The organism is Verrucomicrobiia bacterium (assembly GCA_036268055.1).
GTDB lineage: Bacteria > Verrucomicrobiota > Verrucomicrobiia > Limisphaerales > Pedosphaeraceae > DATAUW01.
In genome coordinates this window covers 38,963-61,683 of the sequence record DATAUW010000019.1, presented here as the reverse complement: position 1 = coordinate 61,683, position 22,721 = coordinate 38,963, and the positions used below count along the sequence as shown (strand labels likewise).

13 protein-coding genes and 1 other RNA gene are annotated in these 22,721 nt (G+C 55.9%); 8 read left to right on the top strand and 6 right to left on the bottom strand.

What is annotated here, in order from left to right:
• Nucleotides 1-1,353 (bottom strand): homoserine dehydrogenase, encoded by a 1,353-nt coding sequence (locus VH413_14115; protein HEX3799827.1) that lies wholly within the window; start codon nucleotides 1,351-1,353, stop codon nucleotides 1-3.
• A 128-nt stretch (nucleotides 1,354-1,481) separates the two neighbouring features.
• On the opposite strand from VH413_14115, the gene VH413_14110 reads away from it, so the two are divergent.
• A complete protein-coding gene (locus tag VH413_14110) occupies nucleotides 1,482-5,861 on the top strand; it encodes a S8 family serine peptidase (GenBank protein ID HEX3799826.1) in 4,380 nt (1,459 codons plus the stop codon).
• A 57-nt stretch (nucleotides 5,862-5,918) separates the two neighbouring features.
• Here the strand turns inward: VH413_14110 and alaS are convergent, their stop codons facing one another.
• A complete protein-coding gene (gene alaS / locus VH413_14105) occupies nucleotides 5,919-9,257 on the bottom strand; it encodes an alanine--tRNA ligase (GenBank protein HEX3799825.1) in 3,339 nt (1,112 codons plus the stop codon).
• A gap of 247 nt (nucleotides 9,258-9,504) precedes the next feature.
• On the bottom strand, nucleotides 9,505-10,290 hold the full coding sequence (locus tag VH413_14100; GenBank protein HEX3799824.1) for a hypothetical protein: 786 nt from the start codon (nucleotides 10,288-10,290) through the stop codon (nucleotides 9,505-9,507).
• A gap of 249 nt (nucleotides 10,291-10,539) precedes the next feature.
• Between VH413_14100 and ssrS the strand changes: the two genes are divergently transcribed.
• From ssrS to VH413_14075, 5 genes are all read left to right on the top strand, one after another.
• Nucleotides 10,540-10,720, top strand: a non-coding RNA gene (gene ssrS / locus VH413_14095) — 6S RNA.
• A 41-nt stretch (nucleotides 10,721-10,761) separates the two neighbouring features.
• Entirely contained in the window at nucleotides 10,762-12,141 is a 1,380-nt protein-coding gene (locus tag VH413_14090) for a replication-associated recombination protein A (GenBank protein HEX3799823.1), read from the top strand.
• Nucleotides 12,138-12,740, top strand: coding sequence for a 5-formyltetrahydrofolate cyclo-ligase (locus tag VH413_14085; protein HEX3799822.1), 603 nt, complete (start codon nucleotides 12,138-12,140; stop codon nucleotides 12,738-12,740). The genes VH413_14090 and VH413_14085 overlap by 4 nt, the downstream gene beginning before the upstream one ends.
• Nucleotides 12,715-14,307, top strand: a complete 1,593-nt coding sequence (rny, locus tag VH413_14080) for a ribonuclease Y (GenBank protein ID HEX3799821.1) — start codon at nucleotides 12,715-12,717, stop codon at nucleotides 14,305-14,307. The genes VH413_14085 and rny overlap by 26 nt, the downstream gene beginning before the upstream one ends.
• A gap of 355 nt (nucleotides 14,308-14,662) precedes the next feature.
• Nucleotides 14,663-15,346 carry a PEP-CTERM sorting domain-containing protein gene (locus VH413_14075; protein HEX3799820.1) on the top strand — a complete coding sequence of 228 codons (684 nt, stop codon included), beginning with the start codon at nucleotides 14,663-14,665 and terminating at the stop codon, nucleotides 15,344-15,346.
• Between the two features lie 357 nt (nucleotides 15,347-15,703).
• Here VH413_14075 and VH413_14070 read toward each other — a convergent pair whose 3' ends face one another.
• Nucleotides 15,704-16,441, bottom strand: coding sequence for a hypothetical protein (locus tag VH413_14070; protein HEX3799819.1), 738 nt, complete (start codon nucleotides 16,439-16,441; stop codon nucleotides 15,704-15,706).
• 172 nt (nucleotides 16,442-16,613) lie between these two features.
• Here VH413_14070 and VH413_14065 point away from each other — a divergent pair, with 172 nt between their 5' ends.
• The gene (locus VH413_14065; GenBank protein HEX3799818.1) at nucleotides 16,614-17,795 is read left to right on the top strand and encodes an aldo/keto reductase; all 1,182 of its coding nucleotides are present in this window, start codon (nucleotides 16,614-16,616) and stop codon (nucleotides 17,793-17,795) included.
• 16 nt (nucleotides 17,796-17,811) lie between these two features.
• Here the strand turns inward: VH413_14065 and VH413_14060 are convergent, their stop codons facing one another.
• Nucleotides 17,812-18,972, bottom strand: coding sequence for a serine hydrolase domain-containing protein (locus tag VH413_14060; protein ID HEX3799817.1), 1,161 nt, complete (start codon nucleotides 18,970-18,972; stop codon nucleotides 17,812-17,814).
• Nucleotides 18,973-19,305: 333 nt separating this feature from the next.
• Between VH413_14060 and VH413_14055 the strand changes: the two genes are divergently transcribed.
• The gene (locus VH413_14055; protein HEX3799816.1) at nucleotides 19,306-20,682 is read left to right on the top strand and encodes a hypothetical protein; all 1,377 of its coding nucleotides are present in this window, start codon (nucleotides 19,306-19,308) and stop codon (nucleotides 20,680-20,682) included.
• Between the two features lie 369 nt (nucleotides 20,683-21,051).
• Here the strand turns inward: VH413_14055 and eno are convergent, their stop codons facing one another.
• Nucleotides 21,052-22,326, bottom strand: coding sequence for a phosphopyruvate hydratase (eno, locus tag VH413_14050; GenBank protein ID HEX3799815.1), 1,275 nt, complete (start codon nucleotides 22,324-22,326; stop codon nucleotides 21,052-21,054).
• Nucleotides 22,327-22,721: the final 395 nt, after the last annotated feature.

The following is a 22,721-nucleotide window of genomic DNA, read 5'->3' as shown; positions in this document are numbered from 1 at the left end:
TCAGTCAAAATTTTCCACGCGGATCATCACGGGCGGCGCCTTGACGGCGGACAGCTTTCCAATCTTCGCGAGCGCGTGGCTCACGTTTTTATTCGTCGCGTCGTGGATCATCAAAATCAACGGCACACTTCCGCCCTCGTGCCCTTCGGGTTGAATCACCGAGGAAATCCCGATGTTCGCCGCGCCCAAAATGGCGGTGATTTTTGCGAGTGTGCCAGGTTTGTCAATCACGCTGAGACGCACGTAGTAGCGGCAAACCGCTTCGCCGATCGGCAACACCGCGCCCTCGCGTTCGTGCGGAACGAAGGGAGAAACCCGGCTCTTGATGCCGCACTTCAAATCCAACGCGGCGTCCGCGAGGTCGCTTAATACCGCGCTCGCCGTCGCATCCTGGCCCGCACCACGGCCATAATATAAAGTGTCGCCAACCACATCACCGCGCACGAGGATGGCGTTGAAAACTCCGTTCACGTTCGCGAGCACGTGGGAATTCGGCACCAGCGCGGGATAAACGGAAACTTGAATTTGCGATTTACGATTTACTGCTTTCGTTTTGCTGGATTCAGAATCATCCATGCGCTTGACGATACCCAGCAATTTTATCGTGTAGCCAAGTTGTCCGGAGAAAAGAATGTCCTGCTGCGTGACTCCGCGAATTCCCTCGACGTAGATGTGCTGCGGATTCACCCAAAAGCCATGCGCGAGCGACGCGAGGATTCCCGTCTTGTGCGCGGCGTCGTGGCCGTCAATGTCCAGTGAAGGTTCGGCTTCGGCGTAACCCAGCCGCTGCGCATCGGCGAGCACTTCCGCGAAATCCGCGCCTTCAAGTTTCATCCGGCTCAAGATGTAATTGCACGTGCCATTGACAATTCCATAGAGGCGCGTGATGCGATTGCCGATCAGGCCTTCGCGCAACACTTTGATGATGGGAATGCCACCGGCGACGCTGGCCTCGTAGTAAAGATTCGCGCTATGCTCCTGCGCGGCGGCGAACAATTCTTCGCCATGCGCGGAGAGCAGGGCCTTGTTCGCGGTCACGACCGACTTGCCTTTTTTAAATGCGCTGAGAACAACCGTGCGCGCCGTGGTCGTGCCGCCAATGAATTCACCGATCAAATTGACGGCGGGATCGTCAATGATGCTCTGCCAATCGGTGGTGAGGAGCGATGGAGAAATTTTTACGGGACGCGCTTTTTTCAGATCGCGCAGAGAAACTTTCGCCACGCGCAGTTGGACGCCCAGGCGCGACGCCATCAGCGGGCCATTCCGTTGAATAGCCTGATAAACGCCACCACCCACGGTGCCGCCGCCGATAATGCCTAGATTAACCTGGCGCATAAAGACAACGAGCATGCCGTGAAATAAAGAGCGCGACAATTTTTTTTTAACGGCAAACGCGGCGCGAGTTTTTTTTCGGGAATTGCAAAGCGCAAGTTCGCCGGATTTTTACGCTGGCACGCAAGTAGCTAAAATCGCCGTGCATGAATAATTTTTTAGCCAGGAAGATGCATCATCGGTGGATTTTGCGCCGGATGTTTGATGCCAGTTTGTTGGCAATTTTGAGTTTGACGCTGTTTGGCTTTAACTCCTTCGCGATTGATACCCCCGCCACTTCCGCCGTCTCCGCCAAGGGAAAACACCACAAAATCAAGGTCAACAATCCCGTTCTGGCGCAACAGATTGCCGCCAAAGGTGGACGCCTCCTGGCTGACTACGGCAACTATCAAATTTATGACGCCCCCGAAGCTGCAGCCGTTCTTTCAACTAATTCCGACGTGGAAATCCATGACGAATACAATGTCGTCATGCTCAATGCCAAACATTTGGACACTACCCGGCCAGAAATCAAGGCTCAACGGACCACCCTGAGCGCTTTTTCCGGCAAGCGCCTGCACCTGATTCATTTTGTCGGACCCATCCAGCCGCAATGGCGCGATGACCTCATCGCCGCCGGTGTCACGATTGTCAGTTACATCCCCGAGAATGCTTACCTCGTCTATGGCGATTCCGCGAGCCTGGCCAAAGTGCAGAAGCTCGCCGAGACTGCTCCGCATGTTCAATGGGAAGGCGCCTATACTTCGGATTACAAAATCCATCCGCGCGCGCGCATGAAGGATGAAAAAGGAAGGTCTCGTGAAATCGGCACTGATCTTTTTGCGATCCAACTCATGGCGGACGACGCGGCGAATACGAACACCATGCAACTGCTCGATAAATTAAAACTCGAGCCGCTGCAACAAGCGCACACCGTTTTGCATTACGTCAATATCGTCGCGCGACTCAACGCGAAAGATCTCGCCACCATCGCCGCGCAGCCGGAAGTGGTTTCCATCCAGCCGTATTTTTCACAGAAACCGCTGGATGAACGGCAGGATCAAATTGTCGCGGGCAATTTGTCGAACAATATTCCTTCCGGCCCCGGCTATCTCGCGTGGCTCGCGAGCAAAGGTTTTACTCAGGCGCAATTCACAGCGTCTGGTTTTTCAGTGGACGTTTCGGACACCGGTGTGGATGAAGGCACGACTTCCCCGGCGCATTTCGGATTGCACGTGGGCGGCACAATGGCCGGCGCGAGCCGCGAAGTTTATGCCCGCCAGGAAACGACCGCGAACCAGTTTTTTAACACGCTCGTCGGTTGCGACGGTCACGGCACAATCAACGCCCACATCATCGCGGGCTATGACAATTTGTCCGGCTATCCTTTCCAAGACGCCAATGGTTATCATTATGGCTTGGGCGTCTGTCCGTTCGTCAACATTGGTTCATCCGTCATCTTTGATACGGATTATCCTGAGACCGATACCAACTACCAAAATTTTCCGAATTTCAACACGCTTCAATCCCAGGCGCATCATGGCGGCGCGCGCATCAGCAATAACAGTTGGGGCGCGGTCGTTGGGGGGTTGTATGACAGTCGCGCGCAAAATTATGACGCACTGGTTCGCGACGCGGAATCCACCAATTCGCTTTATTCGACTCCGGGCAATCAGGAAATGGTGATCGTCTTTGCGGCAGGCAACAGCGGCGGTGATGGGGTTGAAAGCATTGATACACCCGCCACGGCCAAGAACGTAATCTCGGTCGGCGCGGCGGACAACTTCCAGCCTTTCGGCAACGGCGCCACCGACCTTGGCGGCATCGGAGACAGCGAATCCAGCAGCGCGAATGAAATCGCTTCATTTTCGAGCCGCGGACCTTGCCAGGACGGACGCACAAAACCCGACATCATGGCGCCGGGCACTCACGTCAGTGGCGGTGTTGCGCAATGGTCGCTGGCTATTCCGCAACCAGCGGGCACGGGCACTTGCGATCCTTGCTTCAACGGCAGTGGCGTGGACGGCGGTCCCAACGGCAATCCTTTCTTTCCGACGAATCAGCAGTTTTACACCGTGTCATCCGGCACGAGTCATGCCGCTCCCTGCGTGGCGGGCGGCGCGGCGTTGTTGCGCCAATATTTTATCAATCAATCCAATACTCCGCCGAGCGCAGCCATGACCAAAGCGTTCCTGATGAACTCCGCGCGTTACATGACTGGCTCCACGGCGAACGACACCTTGCCTTCGATCAATCAGGGCATGGGCGAAATGAATCTCGGCACCGCGTTCGACGGCACGCCGCGCATCCTGCGCGATGAATTGTCCGCAGACATGTTCACCGCCAGCGGTCAAAGCCGTTCGTATGTCGGAACGATCGTGGATCAAACCAAACCTTTCCGCGTAACCGTCGCGTGGACGGATGCCCCCGGCAATACCACCGGCGCTGCCTATAATAATAACCTCGACCTGACCGTCACGGTCGGCGGCAATGTTTACAAAGGCAATGTTTTCAACGGCCAATATTCCGCGACGGGCGGTGTTTCCGATACGCGCAACAATGTCGAAAGTGTTTTCCTCCCCGCCGGTGTGGGCGGTGGTTTCGTGGTGAAAATCAACGGCACAAGTATCAATTCGGTCGGCGTGCCCAACAGCAGCAATGCCTTGTCACAGGATTTTGCCCTCGTCGTTTACAATGCCAATTCCGTTCCGTCGCCCATCATTTCCGCGGCGGGAACGACGGTCGTGGCGGAAAGCTGCTCTCCTGGTAACGGCGCGATTGATCCGGGTGAAACGGTCACTGTGAATTTTTCTCTTCAGGACATCGGCTCGATCAGCACTGGCAATCTTACCGCGACGCTTCTGACCAACAGTTCCATTTTTCCGAGTGGCACGCAGTCGGCTTCTTTCGGCGCGTTGGCGGCAGGCGGCGCGGCGGCGAGCCAGCCGTTTACATTCACCGCGAATGGCGCTTGCGGCAGCAACATCACCGCGACTCTCCAACTCAGCGATGGCTCGATCAGTCTTGGCACGGTGAATTTCATCTTGCCGCTTGGCCAATTCGTCCCTGCCGATACGTATGGAGAAAGTTTTGACGAAGTTGGCGCGCCCGGGCTCCCGATGGATTTCACGAATCAAGCGACCGCCGGTATGAGCAACTGGGTCACGGTGACTGATCAGGTGGATACCGCGCCGAACGCCGCGTTTGTCGCCGACGTCAATACGAACGGCACGAGCGATTTGATTTCGGGTTATGCGCAGATCGTTTCATCGTCCGCGCAAATCGTCTTCCGCAATAATTACGATTTGGAAAATAGTCCGTCAGATTTCTTCCAGGCTTACGACGGCGGCGTGCTGGAAATTTCGATCAACGAGGGGCCATTCTTCGACATCATCGCGGCGGGTGGAAATTTTGTGAGCGGCGGTTATAACTGCGAAATCAGCACGAATTATAGTAACCCGCTCGGCGCGCGTCTCTGCTGGAGTGGCAACTCCGGCGGCTACATCACGACCACTGCCACGTTGCCGCCGTCGGCTGCGGGACAAAAAGTTTTCTTCCGCTGGCGTCTCGCGACGGATATTGGCAACAGCACCGTCGTCAAAGGCTGGTATATAGATAGCATCGTCATTCATGACGGCTCCTATGTTTGCTGCGGCACATCCACGGACGTGGGTATTAGTGTGAGCAATGATTTGCCGAACATGGCAATCGTTGGATCGAACCTGGTTTACACGGCGACGATTCAAAATCTTGGGCCGGACGCGGCGGCGGGAATCACGTTCAGCGATACGTTGCCAACGAATGTGACGTTCGTCTCGGCCTCCATTCCTATGGTCACGAACGGCAATACGATCAGCGGCAGCGTATCGAACTTGCTGGCGGGAATGTCGAATACTGTGACGGTCACGGTGGTGCCGACTTCGCCGGGGCCGATCACGAACTTCGTGAGCGTCAGCAGCGCCACTCCTGATTTCGATAACGCCAACAATTCGGCGATGAATGTCAGCGGGGCAAATCAAATGCCGTTCATCACCACGCAGCCGACCAATATAATCGGGCTGGTGGGCACGAATGTGATGTTCCTTGTGAGCGCAGGCGGCACGTCGCCGTTCGCGTATCAATGGGTGTTTGAATCGAACAACATCGCGGGCGCGAACTCGAATATCCTGACGTTGACGAATATCCAAAATCCGCAGGAGGGCAATTATTGGGTAGTCGTCTCCAACATCGCCGGGTCGGCGACGAGTTCCGTCGCGGTCCTCACGGTGCTGACGCCGCCAAAGATTTATACGATGTTTACGAACAGCAGCACGACGCCGGGAGCGATCACCGGTATGGGCATGGCGAACAATGCGAACCTGGTGCTCTTCGTGAACAGCCTGCCGGGATATAATTACACCTTGCAGTATAAAAACCTGCTCACCGATTCGAATTGGATTCCTGTTCTGCCATCGGTCCCCGGCAGCGGCAAAGTGTTGATGATCGGCGATACGAATGCAGTTCCGGCGCACCGGTATTACCGCGTGAAATCCACGAAGATTAATTAACTTCGATTGATGGCGGCCGGGCATTGCGCCCGGCCGCCGTTTGATTTTCCTCGGACGTTACACGCTGAGCAATGCTTTTGCTTTAGCGAGCGCTTCGTCCAATTTCGCAATGTCTTTGCCACCACCACGAGCGTTGTCGGGTTTTCCACCGCCTTTGCCGCCGACGATGGGTGCAATCGTCTGGATGATTTTTCCCGCCTGCACTTTTGCGGTGAACTCCGGCGAAACGGTGGCGATGAGCGAGACTGCGCCATTTGAAGTTCCACCCAGCACGACGACGCCTTTAAACTCACCCTTCAGTGCGTCAGCGACGGCTTGCAGATAATCGCCGTCCACATTGCCAAGATTTTCGATGATGGCGCGCAAATTGTCCGCGCCGATGTTTTGCGCACGAGCAACCAATCCGCGAGCGGCCTGGGCGGCTTCTTTTTGCTGGAATGATTTCAGTTGTTTCTCGATTTCGCGCTGATGGGTAAGCAGCGAATCAATTTTCTTTTCAAGTTCGGCGATGGGCGCGCTCACGCGGCCGGCAACCGAGCGGAGCAATTCCGCTTCCTGATGCGCCGCCTGATACGCGGCGAGTCCTGCGACCGCTTCGATGCGCCGCACGCCCGCCGCGACCGCGGCCTCGCTGACGATGCGGAACAAACCGATCTCGCCAGTCGCGCGCGTGTGCGTGCCGCCGCAAAGTTCCATCGAATAACCGTTCAATGCGCCCGCTTGCCCGCCGATTTGCACGACGCGGACGACGTCGCCGTATTTCTCGCCGAAAAATTGCATCACGTCCTTGCGCTGCTTGACGTCGTCGTGCGGGACTTCCGTCCAGGAGACGCCCGCATTTTCAACGATGCGTTCGTTGACCAGTTTCTCGATGTCGCGCACTTGCGCGGGCGTGAGCGCGGCGGAATTAAAATCGAACGTCAATTTGTCCGGCCCGACGAACGAGCCTTTCTGCGTCGCTTCCTGGTTGACGACTTCGTGCAAGGCCCAATGAAGCAAATGCGTGACGGTGTGATGCCGCTGGATGGCGCCGCGGCGGGGGGCATCCACGGAAAGTTCGACGGTCGTGCCGATAGCGGGTGCGTCCTTGTCCGCGAGGAAGTGCAGAAAGGTGTTGCCGGTTTTTTGCGTGTTCGCGACGCGCCAAAGCTGGCCCGCGCCGGACATTTCACCGGTGTCGCCGACCTGCCCGCCCATCTCGGCATAGGCCGAAGAAACGTCGAGAATCACGCCGGTCTTGTCTTTGACCGAAACAACTTCCAAAACTTTCGCTGGAGTTTGCAGTTGCTCGAACCCGACGAATTTTGTGGGAGCGGTGGTTTCGATTTGCGAAAGGGAAATGACTTCTTTTTTCTGGGCGGCGCGAGCGCGAGCCTTCTGCTCCTCCATCAGTTTGTCGAAGCCCGCTTTATCCACCGTAAGGCCGCGTTCGCGCGCCATTAATTCGGTGAGGTCATAGGGAAAGCCATACGTATCATAGAGCGTAAAAGCGAAGTTGGCTGGCAATTCCGATTGCGAAGCTGAATTGCTCGAACTCGCTTTTTCAAAGAGTTCGATGCCTCGATCGAGTGTCTTGTTGAAAGCTTCTTCCTCAGTCTTGAGCACGTCCTTTACGATTTGCTGGCGCGCGCGAATTTCGGGAAACACGCCGCCCATCGTGTCGGCGAGGACGTCCACGAGTTTGTAGAAAAACGGCTGATGAAAGCCGAGCGTGCGGCCATAGCGCACCGCGCGGCGGAGGATGCGGCGCAGGACGTAGTTGCGGTCGGTGTTGCCCGGTTGAATTCCGTCGGCAATCGAGAAACTCAACGTACGGATGTGGTCGGCGATGACGCGGAAGGCGATGTCCAGCTGTTCCTGTTCCCGGGGAGCGCACGCGCCCTCGCGTGCAGCCGACTGCGCCCCCGCAGTCGGCACTACAGCGTTAACATTTTCCGCTGTGTTGACTTGTTCTGCGGAAACACCCGGAGTCCATAACCAAGGATAATTTTCCGTAGCCGATGCGTCGCCCGAATCCCAAGGATTCCTGCATATATAATGAAATTTCTCTTCAAAATCAGAATCTCCGCGAATCATTCGATCCATGTATTCTTGTTCCCAAACATGACCTTTGGTGGCGGATGACTCATTTATTTGGTGGGCGCTTGCAGATTTGATACCTTGCAAGATTTCGCGCAAAGACCAGAAAACAGTTTCGCCAGCCTCATTTTTTTCTTTTATCTGTGGTTCAAATAGAAGATGGACATGGTCAGGCATCACGCATGCGGCATAGAGTTGATATTGCCGATGTTCATGAGCGTAGAGAATGCTGCGGAGCGTCAAATCGCGTTCGGCGGCCGTTAATTTGCGGTGATCATGGGTTGAAAAAGTCACCATGTATTTTGCCCACGGACGCTCAAAATGCGGCAGGTTGCGACGTGAATATTTTGTCCCCGGTTGATGGCCGGACTCGGATGCCGACCGCGAGGGCGCGGTCGGCGACACGCGAGGGCGCGTGTGCTCCCCGGGAATATTTTGTCCCGGCAATGTGGATGTGTACCGTTTGCCGCTCATCTTTTCCAGGACGTCGAAAATGGGGCGGAAGATGTCGGTTTCGTAATTGGAAATGATGCCGCTGAAGTTGGTGAAATTTTTCGTGCATTGGATGATGCTCGTGACGCGCTCGAAGCCCATGCCGGTGTCCACGTGGCGCGCGGGCAGGGGAGAGAAGGTGCCGTCGGGGTTCGCGTTGAACTGGATGAAGACGAGGTTCCAAATTTCGATGCACTGGGCGCTGCCTTTATTGACGAGCGAGCCTTTGGTCGAGCCGTCCGGCGTGAGGTCCACGTGCAATTCCGAGCACGGGCCGCACGGGCCGGTTTCGCCCATCATCCAGAAATTATCTTTCTTGTTGCCATAGACGATGTGGACTTTCGGATCGAGTCCGGCGGTGGTGAATTTCGCGGCCCAAAAATCGTAGGCTTCCTGGTCGAAATCGCTGGGGTCGCCCTTGGTTTTATCCGGCGAATAAACCGTGGCGTAGAGGCGGTTCTTGGGGAACTTCCAGACCTCGGTGATGAGTTCCCACGCCCAATCAATCGCTTCCTGCTTAAAATAATTTCCGAAGCTCCAGTTGCCGAGCATCTCGAAAAAGGTGTGGTGATAGGTGTCGAGGCCGACGTCGTCGAGGTCGTTATGTTTGCCGCCGGCGCGGATGCATTTTTGGGTGTCAGCGGCGCGGGGCGGGTTATAGGGGCATTGGATTTGCCCGAGGAAAATCGGCACAAACTGGTTCATCCCGGCGTTCGTGAATAGCAGGTTGGGCGAGTCCGGCATGAGGCTGGACGAGGGCACGATGGTGTGTTGCTTCGATTTGAAGAAGTCGAGAAACGACTGGCGTATATCACTGCTGGTCATAAATGGTCGGGAAGATTAACAAGCGCGGATGAATAGGTCAAAACCTCAAAACAGGGCTAGATGATTTTAACCGCGGAGACGCAGAGGCGCGGAGGTCCTTGCGGACGGCCAATGGGAGAGTGTGCTAAAATGGAATAAGGCTTAAATTCGGAAAAATAAATTCTCAATCCGTGTTTAATCTGTGTTCCATCCGTGGCTTAAAGTTTTTGTTCTCCGCGCCTCCGGGTCTCCGCGGTTAAATTACAGGCTAGTTCTTCTTAAACAAACCGCCGAGGCCTTTGGTGGCGTTGTTCAAGGTATTTGCGCCGTCTTTGCCGAGGGTTTTGCCGAGGTCGCCCGCTTTGCCGGCGAGGTGCGAAACCCATTCGCCGGTGGCGGTGATGGTGCTCGAGATGAGGGGTTTCATCACGGCCTGGACTAACTGCTCGGCGGTGACGCCGCCTTCCGCTTCGCCGATATTTTGGAGATGAATGGTCGGTATCGGAAGTGTGGTGGATTGTGCGCCCAGCACTGGGACGGTGATGCTCACATTCACTTTCGCGCCTTCAATCAGAAAATCCTTTACGATAAATTTCTTCGAACTTTTGCTGGTGCCGGCTTGCGCGGGTTCGCCTTTGGGTTTGGGCGTGCTGCTGCTGTTGCCATTCACGTTGTCGAGAATTTTGGTGAGATTATTTCCGCTGAGCGAACCGTCCAAGGTGATTACCGCATCCTTCACGCTGACTTCATTGACGACGATGGTGTCGGAGGTTAAAGAACCCAATTTTACGCCGACTTTGATGTCGCCGACTTCCATTGCCGAAGGAGTTTTATAACCTTCAGGATTGCCGACGAACAGTTTCACCAGGCGTCCGCTGCCGGAGAAGGGAGAAATTTCCGCCGCGCCCAATTTCACATCCACTTTGGTGACGGAAGGGCCAACGGTCTCGACGCCTTTCTTGACGATGGAATCGAGCGAGAAAAACACGACGAGCAAGGCGACGACCACGAGCGCAACGATGACGATGCCGATCCGAATGATTATTTTTTTCATAACAATATAAAAAGGAGTTTACGGACGGCAGTGTTGGAAATGACGCGCCGTTCATTTCAAGGCCATTGTCAACTTGGGCCGCGTTTCCCGTGAGGTCAAGGGGAATGTCCGCGAAAATTTTCAAAAATAAAAGCCGTGCGCGGAAATTTTTGCTTGAGATTTTTGCAAAATCCGCCGATGATAAAACCAGTTGATTGACAGTCGGCGCAGCCCGGAGCGCCCCGCTCTTTGGAAAGATCGAGCAGACAATTTACCCTGCCATGTTCGTGAGCCTAACAAAGTCCTTGAACCGTAGTTAATAAAAAACGGAGCCTCTATTTCGGTTGTGGCCGACAGGCCTTCACTGGAAGTCGAAAGAAATCGATCGGGTTCCACCTATTCCTAAGGCGTTCATAGGAGCTGTTATACACGGCATTACGGTGGGGTTTTTTTATTTTTGGGTTGGCGCGCAGTTGGTGTTATTTTGGTGCCATGTCACGGGATGACTTATTTGCGCCGGCCAAAATCGCCGCGCCGGAAACGCCCGCCGCTGAGGCTTCAGAGGCGCAGCCCGTACGTCACATGCCGCTGGCCGCGCGCATGCGTCCGCGAAATCTTTCTGAATACACCGGCCAGACGCATATTCTTGGTCCGGGACAACTTCTCCGCCGCGCCATTGAGGCCGATCGCATCCAATCACTTTTATTTTACGGACCGCCGGGCACGGGCAAAACTTCGCTCGCGCAAATCATCGCCCGGCAAACGCGCAGCAAATTCGAGCGGCTCAGCGGTGTGGAATCCAACGTGGCGGACATGCGGCGCGTGCTGGCATCGGCGGCGAATCGTTTGGAGAACACCGGCCAGCCAACGATTCTTTTCATTGATGAGATCCACCGCTTCAACAAGGCGCAGCAGGATATTCTTTTGCCGGATGTGGAGAGCGGCGTGGTCCGGTTGATCGGCGCGACGACGCACAATCCATTTTTCTTCGTCAACTCGCCGCTGGTTTCGCGTTCGCAGATTTTTGAATTGCGTCCGCTGACGGAGGCGGAACTTTACGAATTGCTTCAACGCGCGCTCGCCGATTCCGAACGCGGGCTTGGCTATCTGAAAATCAAAGCGGAGGAATCTGCGTTGCGCCATCTCGCGAAACTCAGCGACGGCGATGCGCGCAAGGCGTTGAACTCATTAGAGATTGCGGCGCTGACGACCGAGCCGACGGCGGACGGCATGATTCACATTGACCTTGCCGTGGCCGAACAAAGCATCCAGCGCAAAGCGGTCGTCTATGACGGCGATGGCGATGCGCACTACGATACGATTTCCGCGTTCATCAAATCCATGCGCGGCAGTGACGCCGATGCCACGCTCTATTGGCTCGCGAAAATGATCCATGCCGGTGAAGACCCGCGGTTCATCTCGCGCCGCATCATGATTTGCGCGGCGGAAGACGTGGGGCTCGCCGATCCGATGGCGCTGATATTGGCGACGGCGGCGCATCAGGCGGCGGAATTCGTGGGCTGGCCGGAAGCGCGCATTCCGATTGCGGAAGCCGCGATATATATTGCGACGGCGAATAAGAGCAACACGAGCATCGTGAGCATTGACGCCGCGCTCGCCGATGTGCGCTCGGGTCGCACGCTGGCAGTGCCTGAACATTTGCGCGACGCTCATTACGCGGGCGCGAAGCGGCTCGGGCACGGCGAAGGTTATCAATACGCGCACGATCAACCGGGCCATTTCGTCGCTCAGGATTATTTAGGCGCGGACAAGCATTATTACGAGCCAACGGAGCAGGGCGTGGAAAAGAAAATCAAGGAGCGCGTAGAGAAATGGCGCGCGGCGCTGGCGGAGGCCAGAAAAAAATCGTGACGACGCTTTCCGAAACGCAGCAAGCCAAAGCCGCCGTGCGCGCGCAAGTCCGCGCGGAGTTGAAAAAAATTTCAGCGAGCGAACGACTGGAGTTGAGCGAACAAGCGTGTGAACTTTTGGAGCAGCAAACGCTGTGGCGCGACGCGAAATCCATTTTGTTTTATGCGCCGCTGGCGGACGAATTGGACGTTTGGCCATTGATGGTGGATACTCTGGCGGCGGGCAAGACGGTTTTGCTGCCGCGCTTCGAGGTGGAACACGGGCACTACGTCGCGTGTCATATAAGAGACCTCGCGCAAGATTTGCAGGCCGGAAAGTTTGGCATTCGCGAGCCGGTGGCGTCGTGCGAGAAAATTTTGCTAAAGCGTCTGGACTTGATACTGGTGCCTGGGTTAGCCTTTGACCTCGGTGGGCATCGGCTCGGTCGTGGCAAGGGGTTTTACGACCGGTTACTGGCCGTGCTCCAAGGGCCGGCTTGCGGGGTGGCGTTTGACGAGCAGATCGTCGGCGCGCTTCCAGTCGAGCCGCATGATCTCCGTTTAAATTGCATCCTGACGCCGACGCGCTGGCAATGTGACATCGCCCGCGAGCGGTTTTGAAATGATGTTCCTGGCAACTATCTCGATCACAGACGTCGTCGTTTTCTTCGGCGGCGCAGCGGTGTGTTTTGCTATTCTTTATTGGAAAGACCAGAACGCGCGCAAGCTGCAAGCCGACGAAGCTCAATCCATCCTGGAAAAATCCCGCCGCGAATCCGATACGATGATTCGCGACGCGCGCCTCGCCGCCAACGAGGAGGCGCTCAAAATTCGCGAGCAGACGGAACAATCTTTCGCCACGCGCCGCCAGGAACTGGCCGAGTCTGAACGCCGCCTGGGCGAACGCGAATCGTTGATCAATACGCAACTCGAAAAACTCGTCCAGGTCGAAAAAAGTTTGCAGGACCAGAAGACCGAGGCGCAGCGTGAAGCGGAGGCGCTCGCGGCGCAGCAGCAGGAATTCAAGCGCCTGACCGAGCAGCGCCGGGCGCAATTACAAGCGCTGGCGCATTTGACCGAAGCCGAAGCGCGCACGCAATTTCTCAAGGAGATCGAACAGGAAGCGATGGGGGATGCCAGTTCGCTTTGCCGCAACATCGTGGATGCTGCCAAGACTCGCGCGGAAGAAAAAGCGCGGGCGATCATCAGCCTGGCGATCCAGCGTTACGCGGGCGAACACACTTTCGAGACGACCACGGCGACGATTGCCTTGCAGGGCGAGGAGATGAAGGGGCGCATTATCGGCCGCGACGGACGCAACATTCGCGCTTTTGAAGCGGCCACGGGGATCACGGTTTTGATTGATGACACGCCGAACGCGGTGGTGCTTTCGGGCTTCGACCCGGTACGGCGCGAGATTGCGCGCGAAGCGATGACGCGGCTGATTTTGGATGGGCGCATCCATCCGACGCGCATCGAGGAGGTGGTTGCTAAAGTCACGGAAGAAATGGATGAAACCATCGAACGCCTCGGCGAGGAAGCGGTGCTTAAGGCGGGTGTGCCGGCGGTGCATCCCGAGGTGGTGAAGATGCTTGGCCGGTTGCACTTTCGCCGCAGCTATTCCCAAAATGTACTGGATCACTCGGTTGAAGTGGCGCACTTAATGGGGTTGATGGCGGGTGAGCTTGGCTTGGATATGGCGACGGCGAAACGCGCGGGGCTTTTTCACGATATTGGCAAGGCGGTGACCCACGAAGTGGAAGGACCGCATGCGATCGTGGGCGCGGATTTTGTGAAGCGTTACGGCGAAGCGGATGCGGTCGTCAACGGCGTGGCTTCGCATCACAATGATGTGCCACCGATCGGGCCGTGGGGAATTTTGGTGAGCGCGGCGGATGCCATCAGCGCGTCGCGTCCCGGCGCGCGTTCGGAAACGATGGCGACTTATCTCAAGCGAATCGAGGAACTCGAAAGAATCGCTTTGTCATTTCCCGGCGTGGAGAAATGTTTCGCGGTGCAGGCGGGGCGCGAGTTGCGCGTGTTGGTTCAGCCGGACAAGGTCAGCGATGAACAGGCGTTTGCGCTGGCGCGAAATATCGCGTTGAAGATCGAGGACGGATTGCAATATCCGGGACAGATCAAGATCACGGTGATTCGCGAGACGCGCTGTGTGGAGACAGCTAAGTAAGAGGCGGTGAAAATTCTTTTTCGCTTCGATTATTTTTGTTTTCGTTTTTCCCGACGCTGATTTCGCGAATCAAAATTTCTTCGATCTCTACTCGAAGAGATCTTCCAGGTCATATTAGATTCCGCACAGCAAATGTACAAATTTTGTACACGGTTGCCTGTGTTCAATAATTCTGTTCACTCCGCCCGCTTTTTTTACTGTGATTAATGCTCAACAGAATCGCGCGAAAACTTTGTGGTCCACTAAAAATCTTTTTTCGGGCCGGTGTGGCAAGACTTCTGCTTTTTCCGAACCGCCCCAAACAGGGCTTGCAGAATATTAATCTATTAACACAACCGGAAGGCATAACCAACGCATGAAAAACTTCAGAAATTTCGCAGTCATCACGACCCTCCTCGCCACTTCAACGGCATTTGGCCAAAACATTCTGGTCAATGGCGGCTTTGAAGCCGACGGTCAAATAGGCACAACTGTGGGCACCACTCCCGTTAGCGGTTTCATCACGGGCTGGACTTTGGCTACGACCTCCAGCACCACGGACTTTACGGTTTTCGCCGCGCCCGGAGAGAACGAGCCTAATCCAGCGGACGGCAGCCATCTTTTGAACATCGGCGGTTTCGGCACGTCCAAAGGCGTGGGTGAGCTTTGGCAGGATTTCGCGACTACCGCCGGCATGAGCTATGATGTCACCTATTTTTACGGACGCGGAAATAACGATCCCATGCCTGTGGATATTGTTAGTGATAGCGCATCCATCTTCGACCTCGAGTCAGGAGTGCCTTCGGGATCTGCGCTCGCGGTTGACAATTCCGGTGATGCTCCGCCGACTGGAACGGTTGGAAACCTGACCGAACGCAGTTTTGAATTTACCGCCGCAAGCGACAACACGCGCCTTTTGATTGAAGATACTTCGATGAGCAGTGGCGCGAGCATCGAACTGGATGCGGTTTCCGTTACCCAGACTCCAGAACCTGGAACGGCTTCGCTGTTGCTTGGCGGATGTTTGGCGGGCGTCGTTGCCTTTTGGCGCCGCCGTTAAAATCAATCAGCTATTGTTTTCGCTTTCGCCCGGGATTGAGACAAAGGTAACTTTGCCGGCTTATCCCGGGCGAAGGCATTTTTTTTGTTTCTCGCGGATCAGGAAGGAAGAGGAGCATCGACATTCGGCGGTCATAGACCGCCGCTACAGGAGGAAAAAGGAGAGCTTAGTGATTCTGATAGAGATTGCTGGGCAATGAACCGTTTTGCCAGCCCTCGGGAGAATTCCAAGGCTTCGAGGAAACATTATCGGGTTCATCCGTGCCACAACCCGTCAATCCAACAGTCAACCCGAGCAAGGCCGCAAGAAGCCAGACTCGGGGATTTAGGATGAGTTGGCGGAGGCGCATTTAAAATCTTAGTAAAGGACTTGATCGCCTTCCATCACGTCGCCCAGTTTCCAGCCGGGCATGACGTTGGCGATGCAACGATCGGCCTGGACGCTCTTGACTTTGACTTTGGCGATGAGCTTGCCATTGCGGTTCACGAGCAACTTGCCATCTTCGAGCACGCCTTGTTTTTCACCAATGTCGAGCACGACGAAATCATAACGAGGATCGGCGACGAGCACTTTGCCTTTCAAACCGGCGGGCAGGGGAACATCATAATCGGGATTCAAGATGCTTTGAATCTTTTGGTTCAGCTTGTAATTGGTGGCGGTAAGGACTTTCTTTTCTTCCTCGATGGCGTCGCGCTCTTCGGTGACGGCTTTGAGCGAGGCGAGCGTGGTCTTAATATTCTCGATGGGGATGCCCAAGGCTTTCCAAGCGGCGAGATCGTTCTGAGCGCTGTCGCGTTCCACCTGAGTCTTCTTCAAATTGTCGGCGAGGTCTTGCGCGCGCTTGGTCTGGTCGGCGGCGGTTTGGACGGCGGTATCGCGCTCGGCCTGTGTGGCGACGAGCAAGGCATTCGTGCGTTCCAAAGCGCTTTGCGTATCTTTGGCCAGCTTCTCGAATTTCTTGTGAGCGGCGGTTTCCGTATCCCAATTTTTGTGATACGTATCCCGGTCGTTAATAGTCGTGGTTATTTTCTCCTTAACCGTGACGAAATTTAACACTCCAGCCGCCAATCCTGCGAGAATGGCAATCCCTAACATTATTCGAATAAGCATGGCAAAACGGTAATCAAGTTGAGTAACATCCCCAACTTAACCGGTGCAAATGACTGTGTCAACGCTCCTTTAAAAATTCTTCACAACCGCGGAACATTTCGTGCAGCCAGCCATTCCGGCGTTGCGCAAACCAATTTATCTGCCATCATTGGGTCGCATGAAATATCGAAGATTTGGCCGGACGGAACTCAAAATGCCTGTCATCTCGTGCGGAGGGATGCGTTATCAATACAAGTGGCAGGACGTGGATCCCAAGGACGTTCCCCGCGCCAATCAGGAGAACCTCGAAGCGACCATCCATCGCGCCCTGGAACTGGGCATCAACCATATTGAAACCGCGCGCGGCTACGGCTCCTCAGAAATGCAACTCGGCGCACTGCTGCCCAAATTACCGCGCGACAAAATGATCGTGCAAACCAAGGTCGCGCCCATGGCCGACCCCAAGGATTTTCTCAAGACCTTCGAGCAATCCATGGCTTACCTGAAGCTCGACCACGTGGACTTGCTTTCGATGCACGGCATCAATAACCGCGAACTGCTTGACTTCACCGTTCGCAAAAATGGCTGCCTCGCCGTTGCCCGCCAACTCCAGCGCGAAGGCCGTGTGAAATTCATCGGCTTCTCCACCCACGCCACCACCGACGTCATCGAAGACGCCATCGCCACCGACGAATTCGATTACGTCAACCTCCACTGGTATTTCGTCAACGACCTGAACTGGTCCGCCGTCCTTGCCGGCCACAAGCACGACATGGGCATGTTCATCATCAGCCCCAACGACAAGGGCGGCAAACTTTACGAACCCCCGGCCAAGCTCGTGAAACTTTGCCACCCGCTTTCGCCGATGATTTTCAACGACCTCTACTGTCTCGCCCGCAAGGAAGTTCACACCCTCAGTTGCGGCGCCGCCAAACCCACCGATTTCGACGAACACCTCGACGCCCTGAAACATTACGACCAAATCCAAACCACGATCGCGCCCATTGCACAACGATTGCGCGCAGAGATGGATTCCGTCCTCGGCGCCGACTGGTGCGCGCGCTGGTTCGAGGGCTTGCCCAATTACAACGACGTCCCCGATCACATCAACATCTCCGAAATCCTCCGCCTGTGGACCTACGCCAAGTCCCTCGACCTCGTCGAATGGGGCAAAATGCGCTACAACCTCCTTGGCAACGCTCAACATTGGTTCCCCGGTGAAAACGCCGGCAAAGCTTCTGCCGCCAAACTCGCTAAAACCTTGAAAACCAGCCCCTTCGCCGAGCGCATCCCCGCAATCCTGCAAGAGGCCCACGAAATGTTATTGGAAGCCCCGAAGAAACGGTTAAGCGAAAGCTAGCCTGCCAATGGTGTGGTCACGCCCGCCAGGCCGGCACGGCTTTCACCATTTTCCACATCATCGCATCCAGGTCCAGTTGACTCGTCCGGGTATTGGTGAGCGCGGCCCAGCACAAACCGCTGGCGGTGCGCACCATGATTGACAACGTCCCCGGCAAACTGCCGCTGTGCCACCAGTTGGGCACGCTGTTCACCGCCCAGCCGCACGCATAATGTGGATTCGCCGTGCTGCCCGTCGTCATCGTCCTGATGCTCTCCGCCGTCAGGATATTTTTGGTCGTTTTGAAACCATCCACGTGCATCGCGAATTGCACCAGGTCACTCGCCGTCGCCATCCACCCGCCATGCGAATCCATGCGCGTGATGTTCATGTCGTAAGGATTCGTTCCCGATCCCGGTTGTCCGTAGTAAACCACTTCACCGGCGGCCCGCTGGGCGAAGGTATTTCCGCCCACCTGCATATCTTTAATGCCGCATTTGTCCAACATCGCCCGCTGCACAAACCCCGCGTAACTCTGCCCGGTGATTTTCTCGATCACCCGTCCCAATAGACAATAGCCAAAGTTGGAATAAGAATAATGTGCGCCCGGTTCAAACTTCAGCGGCTGCTCCTGCACCGCCCACGCGATGAGTTCCCGATGATTCCATTCCGGCTTATAGAACATCGGATCAATTCCACTATTATTGTCCCAACCGCCGCAAGTATGAGTGAGCAAATGGTGAAGCGTTATCTTGGACACCAGTTCCGGATAACTCGCTCCGTAATCGAACTGCAAAATGCCTTTCGCCCCAAAAATCAAGTCGTCCAGTCTCAACCGCCCGGCTTCGATCAGCGAAAAAATCGCCACGGACGTGAACGGCTTGCTGATGCTGGCGATGCGGAACCGGCTCGCCGTCGTCACGCTCTCTCCGCTGGCCTTGTCCGCATAGCCGAAACCCCGTTGATAGACAAACTGTCCATGCCGGGCAATCGCCACGGATAACCCGGGCGCATGACATTCCTGCATCAGTTTTTGCGCGATGTCCGCGATGGCCGCCGCCTCGCTCTCGGTGGGAGATGGCTGCGCTCCGGCCTGCTCGGCAAACCCCGGCAATGGAAAAGCAGCCGCGGACAAAGCGCCCACGCCCGCCATCACGGCCATCCGTTTCAAACCGCCGCGCCGAGTCATCTTTTTCATCGCCTGGATTTCAATTAAAGAGACGCCGCAGAATCACTCGCCACCTCGCGAAAGTCTATAAAACAATTTCTAATGCCGGGCCAGCACCGCCGTAGCCTTGGGGAGCGCACGCGTCCCGCGTGCCGTGTTCGGCGGCCCGCCGAACACCTTCATTCCCTATCTTCCCTCGTGCTCCCATTTTTTTTTCAGAAAACGAACGCCCCCCAAAATTATTTTAAGTAACTGCATGTTTTTTGCTTGCGGCTTGCAATCGTAAGTAGTAACAACGACCTTTGTAACACAGAAGTAACTCGGCTGTAACTCAGATAGAGCCCTTTTTATATCTAAAAAACTATGAAAAACTTCTCCTCCACCCTCCTATATGCCTCCGCCGGTGTTTGCGTTCTGTTCGGCCTTCAGGCGAACAATGCCCAGGCGGGTAACGATTTTTTTGATGTCAACGGCACCACTGCCGGCACCGGCGTCACCAGCGGCGCGAGTTACTCCTGGGAAGACCCTAATTGGGCCACGGCCTCCGGCGGCACGACGGCGACGGGCGCCTGGACGCCCGGAAGTTTCGCCGAGTTCACCACCGCGCTTCCCTATACCGTCACGCTCAGCGCCGATGAATCCGTAGCCGGGTTTTTCGCCACCGTCAGCGGTGAAACCTTGAATCTGAATGCCACCGGCTCTGGCACCCTTGATCTCCCCACCTCAACCACCGTAGTGGCCGGGGTCGGCACGGTTCAAGGATTTCTTGGCCACAGCAGTTCCACTGTAAATATCAACGCGCCGATCAGTGGCAGCGGCGGCGTCGAACCTGAAAATGGCGGCAGCATTAATCTTTTGGGTAACAATACCTATACCGGCGGGACGTTGTTGGCTTCCAGCAGCACGCTGGTCGGCTTCAACAATAACAATTCCTTCAGCACCGGCGCCATCGGGATCCAACTCACCTCCGGCAGTTTTGCGCCGCTCCTTTCCTCCGGCGGCGCTGCCATCACCCTCGGCAACAACTTTGTGAATTTGGCCTCCGGCGGTGGCGTTAATTTTGCCAGCGCTGCCAATACCCCCGTCATCAGTACCGGCACCTGGAGCCTGGGCGCAAACAATTTGAACCTTAGAAACAACGGCCCCGGCACGGCCCAGTTGACTCTTTCGGGCTCCATCAGCGGCAGCGCCAACCTCACGCTGAGCGGCGCCAACGGTGACAAGATCAAATTAAGTGGAGCCAATACCTATTCGGGAGTAACCACCATCGGATCGGCCAGCGCAACGGCCATCACCCTCGTGCTGGGCGCGGCCAATACCATCGCCAGCAGTTCCGGCATCGTTTTGACCGGCCCGACCGCAACCTTGAATTTGGGTGGTTTCAGCCATTCGATGGGAGCTACCACCCTCACTCTTTCCAGTGGCGGCATCATTGATTTCGGCGCGGGCGCAACCACCACCTCCTTTGCCAATAGTTCCTCCCTGACCTGGACCGGCACACTCGATCTGATTAACTATAATTCGGCTGTGGACACCCTGCAATTCGGCGTGGACACCACCGGTCTCACCTCCGCTCAACTGGCTGAGATTGAAGTAAACGGAACCGGGCTCGGAGCGGCCACAATCAACAGCGCCGGTGACATCGTCTTCACCCCGGAACCCTCCGCTGCCTCCGTCGGTCTGCTCGGCGCCGCGCTCGCCGGAGCCTTGAGCCTCATCCGCCGCCGCCGCACCTCCTAAAAAACATTTTTAGAAATCACCGGGCCGCCATCACCAATGGCGGCCCTTTTTTTTAAATCGGGAGGGCGCGAGCGTACCCGCGAGCCGTAACATTGCCTTCACCCCTTCAACCCACTATAATGGTAGGGCTGCGCTGCCGCGCAGCCGTCCGAGAAAGGAGACCATAAAATGACACTATAATTAAGCCAAAACCACTGCTCCGCCATCCGAAGTCCCGCCAGGGACGACCGACCTTAGCCCAGCAATTTATTGCTGGGTTGAAACACCCCTCAAACCAAGTCCCGCGTCTCCCCTTCACTCCCAAAAACCCACAACAAAAAACCCGCAAACTCCGTTAGGAATTTGCGGGCTTGAATCAATTTCTAAGCCTTAAAACTTCCCACCATAAACCGCGTTCTTCCCAAGGATTTCCTCGATGCGCAGCAACTGATTGTATTTCGCCACGCGATCGGTGCGGCTGAGCGAACCGGTCTTGATCTGCCCGGCGTTCGTCGCCACGGCGATGTCCGCAATCGTCGCATCTTCTGTTTCACCCGAGCGATGGCTGATGACCGCCGTATATTTATTTTCCTTGGCGAGTTCCACGGCGTCCAAAGTTTCCGTGAGCGAACCGATTTGATTCACCTTCACCAGAATGGAATTCGCCACGCCGGTATCAATGCCTTTGCGCAGGAACTTCACATTCGTCACGAACAGATCGTCGCCGACCAGTTGAATCTTGTCGCCGAGCTTGTCGGTGAGAAGTTTCCACGTCGTCCAATCGTTTTCCGCGCAACCGTCTTCGATGCTGATGATCGGATATTTGCCCGTCAGTTCCGCGTAAAAACTCACCAGTTCCGCGCCCGTCAACTTGCGGCCGCTGCTCTTCTTGAAAACATAACCGCCGGTCTTCGCATCGAAAAATTCCGACGACGCCACGTCCAGCGCGAGGAAAATCTGCTTGCCCGCCTTGTAGCCCGCGTCCTTCGTCGCCTGCAAAATCGTTTCGATCGCCGCTTCCGCGCTGTCCAGCTTCGGCGCAAAACCGCCCTCGTCACCGACCGCCGTCGAAAGCCCCTTTTTCTTCAACACGGATTTAAGCGCGTGGAAAATTTCCGTAATCGCGCGCAACCCTTCCGAATAAGTATCGAAACCCTTGGGCACGATCATGAATTCCTGGAAATCAATCGGCGCATCCGAGTGCGCGCCGCCGTTGATGACATTCGCCATCGGGACCGGCAACACCTTGGCGTTCGGCCCGCCGAGATATTTGAAAAGGGGAATGCCGATGGCTTCGGACGCGGCCTTCGCCGTCGCGAGCGAGACGGCGAGAATGGCGTTCGCGCCCAGCTTGGACTTCGTTTCCGTGCCGTCGAGTTCGAGCATCGTTTTATCCACCGTCAACTGGTCCAGGGCATCGAGGCCTTCCAGTTCCGGCAGAATTTTCTCGTGAACATTCTTGACCGCCTTGCTGACACCTTTGCCGCCATAACGCTTCGCTTCACCGTCGCGAAGCTCAAGCGCTTCGTGTTCGCCCGTGCTCGCGCCGGAAGGAACCGCCGCGCGGCCCACCGCGCCGCCGGCGAGGATCACGTCAACTTCAATGGTCGGATTGCCCCGCGAATCAATGATCTCGCGGGCCTGGATGTCATAAATGGTGCTCATGGTTCAGTTTCAGTTTTAATGATTCAAAATAACCGGCGAATAATATGAGCCGACCGCCCCGAGTCAAGAACCCATCTTGATCCGTGCGGACCGCGGGTCTGCGACCCGCAGCCATTCCCAAACCGGATTGCCGCCTCGGCCTAACCCGCCCTGCATCCAAATCCATCCCGCCAGAAACAAAAAAAACCATCACCACACCACCCTCGCTCCCGCAAAACAACCGCCACCCCAATCGGGAGGGCGAGCGTACCCGCGAGCCGTAACATCCACCCGTGCGCATCCATCACAAGGTTAGGTGGAATCACCACTCTCCGTAGTCCCGCAGGGACGGCAGACCTTAGCCCAGCAATTTATTGCTGGGTTAAATCGCCCTTCAATCCAAGTCCCGCGAGGGA

Bases quoted from the DNA above. Each gene is read 5' to 3' on its own strand.
- VH413_14090 (HEX3799823.1), top strand. From the start codon at position 10,762: ATGTCACGGGATGACTTATTTGCGCCGGCCAAAATCGCCGCGCCGGAA.
- VH413_14070 (HEX3799819.1), bottom strand. From the start codon at position 16,441: ATGTTAGGGATTGCCATTCTCGCAGGATTGGCGGCTGGAGTGTTAAAT.
- VH413_14115 (HEX3799827.1), bottom strand. From the start codon at position 1,353: ATGCTCGTTGTCTTTATGCGCCAGGTTAATCTAGGCATTATCGGCGGC.
- VH413_14065 (HEX3799818.1), top strand. From the start codon at position 16,614: ATGAAATATCGAAGATTTGGCCGGACGGAACTCAAAATGCCTGTCATC.
- VH413_14110 (HEX3799826.1), top strand. From the start codon at position 1,482: ATGAATAATTTTTTAGCCAGGAAGATGCATCATCGGTGGATTTTGCGC.
- eno (HEX3799815.1), bottom strand. From the start codon at position 22,326: ATGAGCACCATTTATGACATCCAGGCCCGCGAGATCATTGATTCGCGG.
- VH413_14100 (HEX3799824.1), bottom strand. From the start codon at position 10,290: ATGAAAAAAATAATCATTCGGATCGGCATCGTCATCGTTGCGCTCGTG.
- VH413_14055 (HEX3799816.1), top strand. From the start codon at position 19,306: ATGAAAAACTTCTCCTCCACCCTCCTATATGCCTCCGCCGGTGTTTGC.
- VH413_14060 (HEX3799817.1), bottom strand. From the start codon at position 18,972: ATGAAAAAGATGACTCGGCGCGGCGGTTTGAAACGGATGGCCGTGATG.
- alaS (HEX3799825.1), bottom strand. From the start codon at position 9,257: ATGACCAGCAGTGATATACGCCAGTCGTTTCTCGACTTCTTCAAATCG.
- VH413_14075 (HEX3799820.1), top strand. From the start codon at position 14,663: ATGAAAAACTTCAGAAATTTCGCAGTCATCACGACCCTCCTCGCCACT.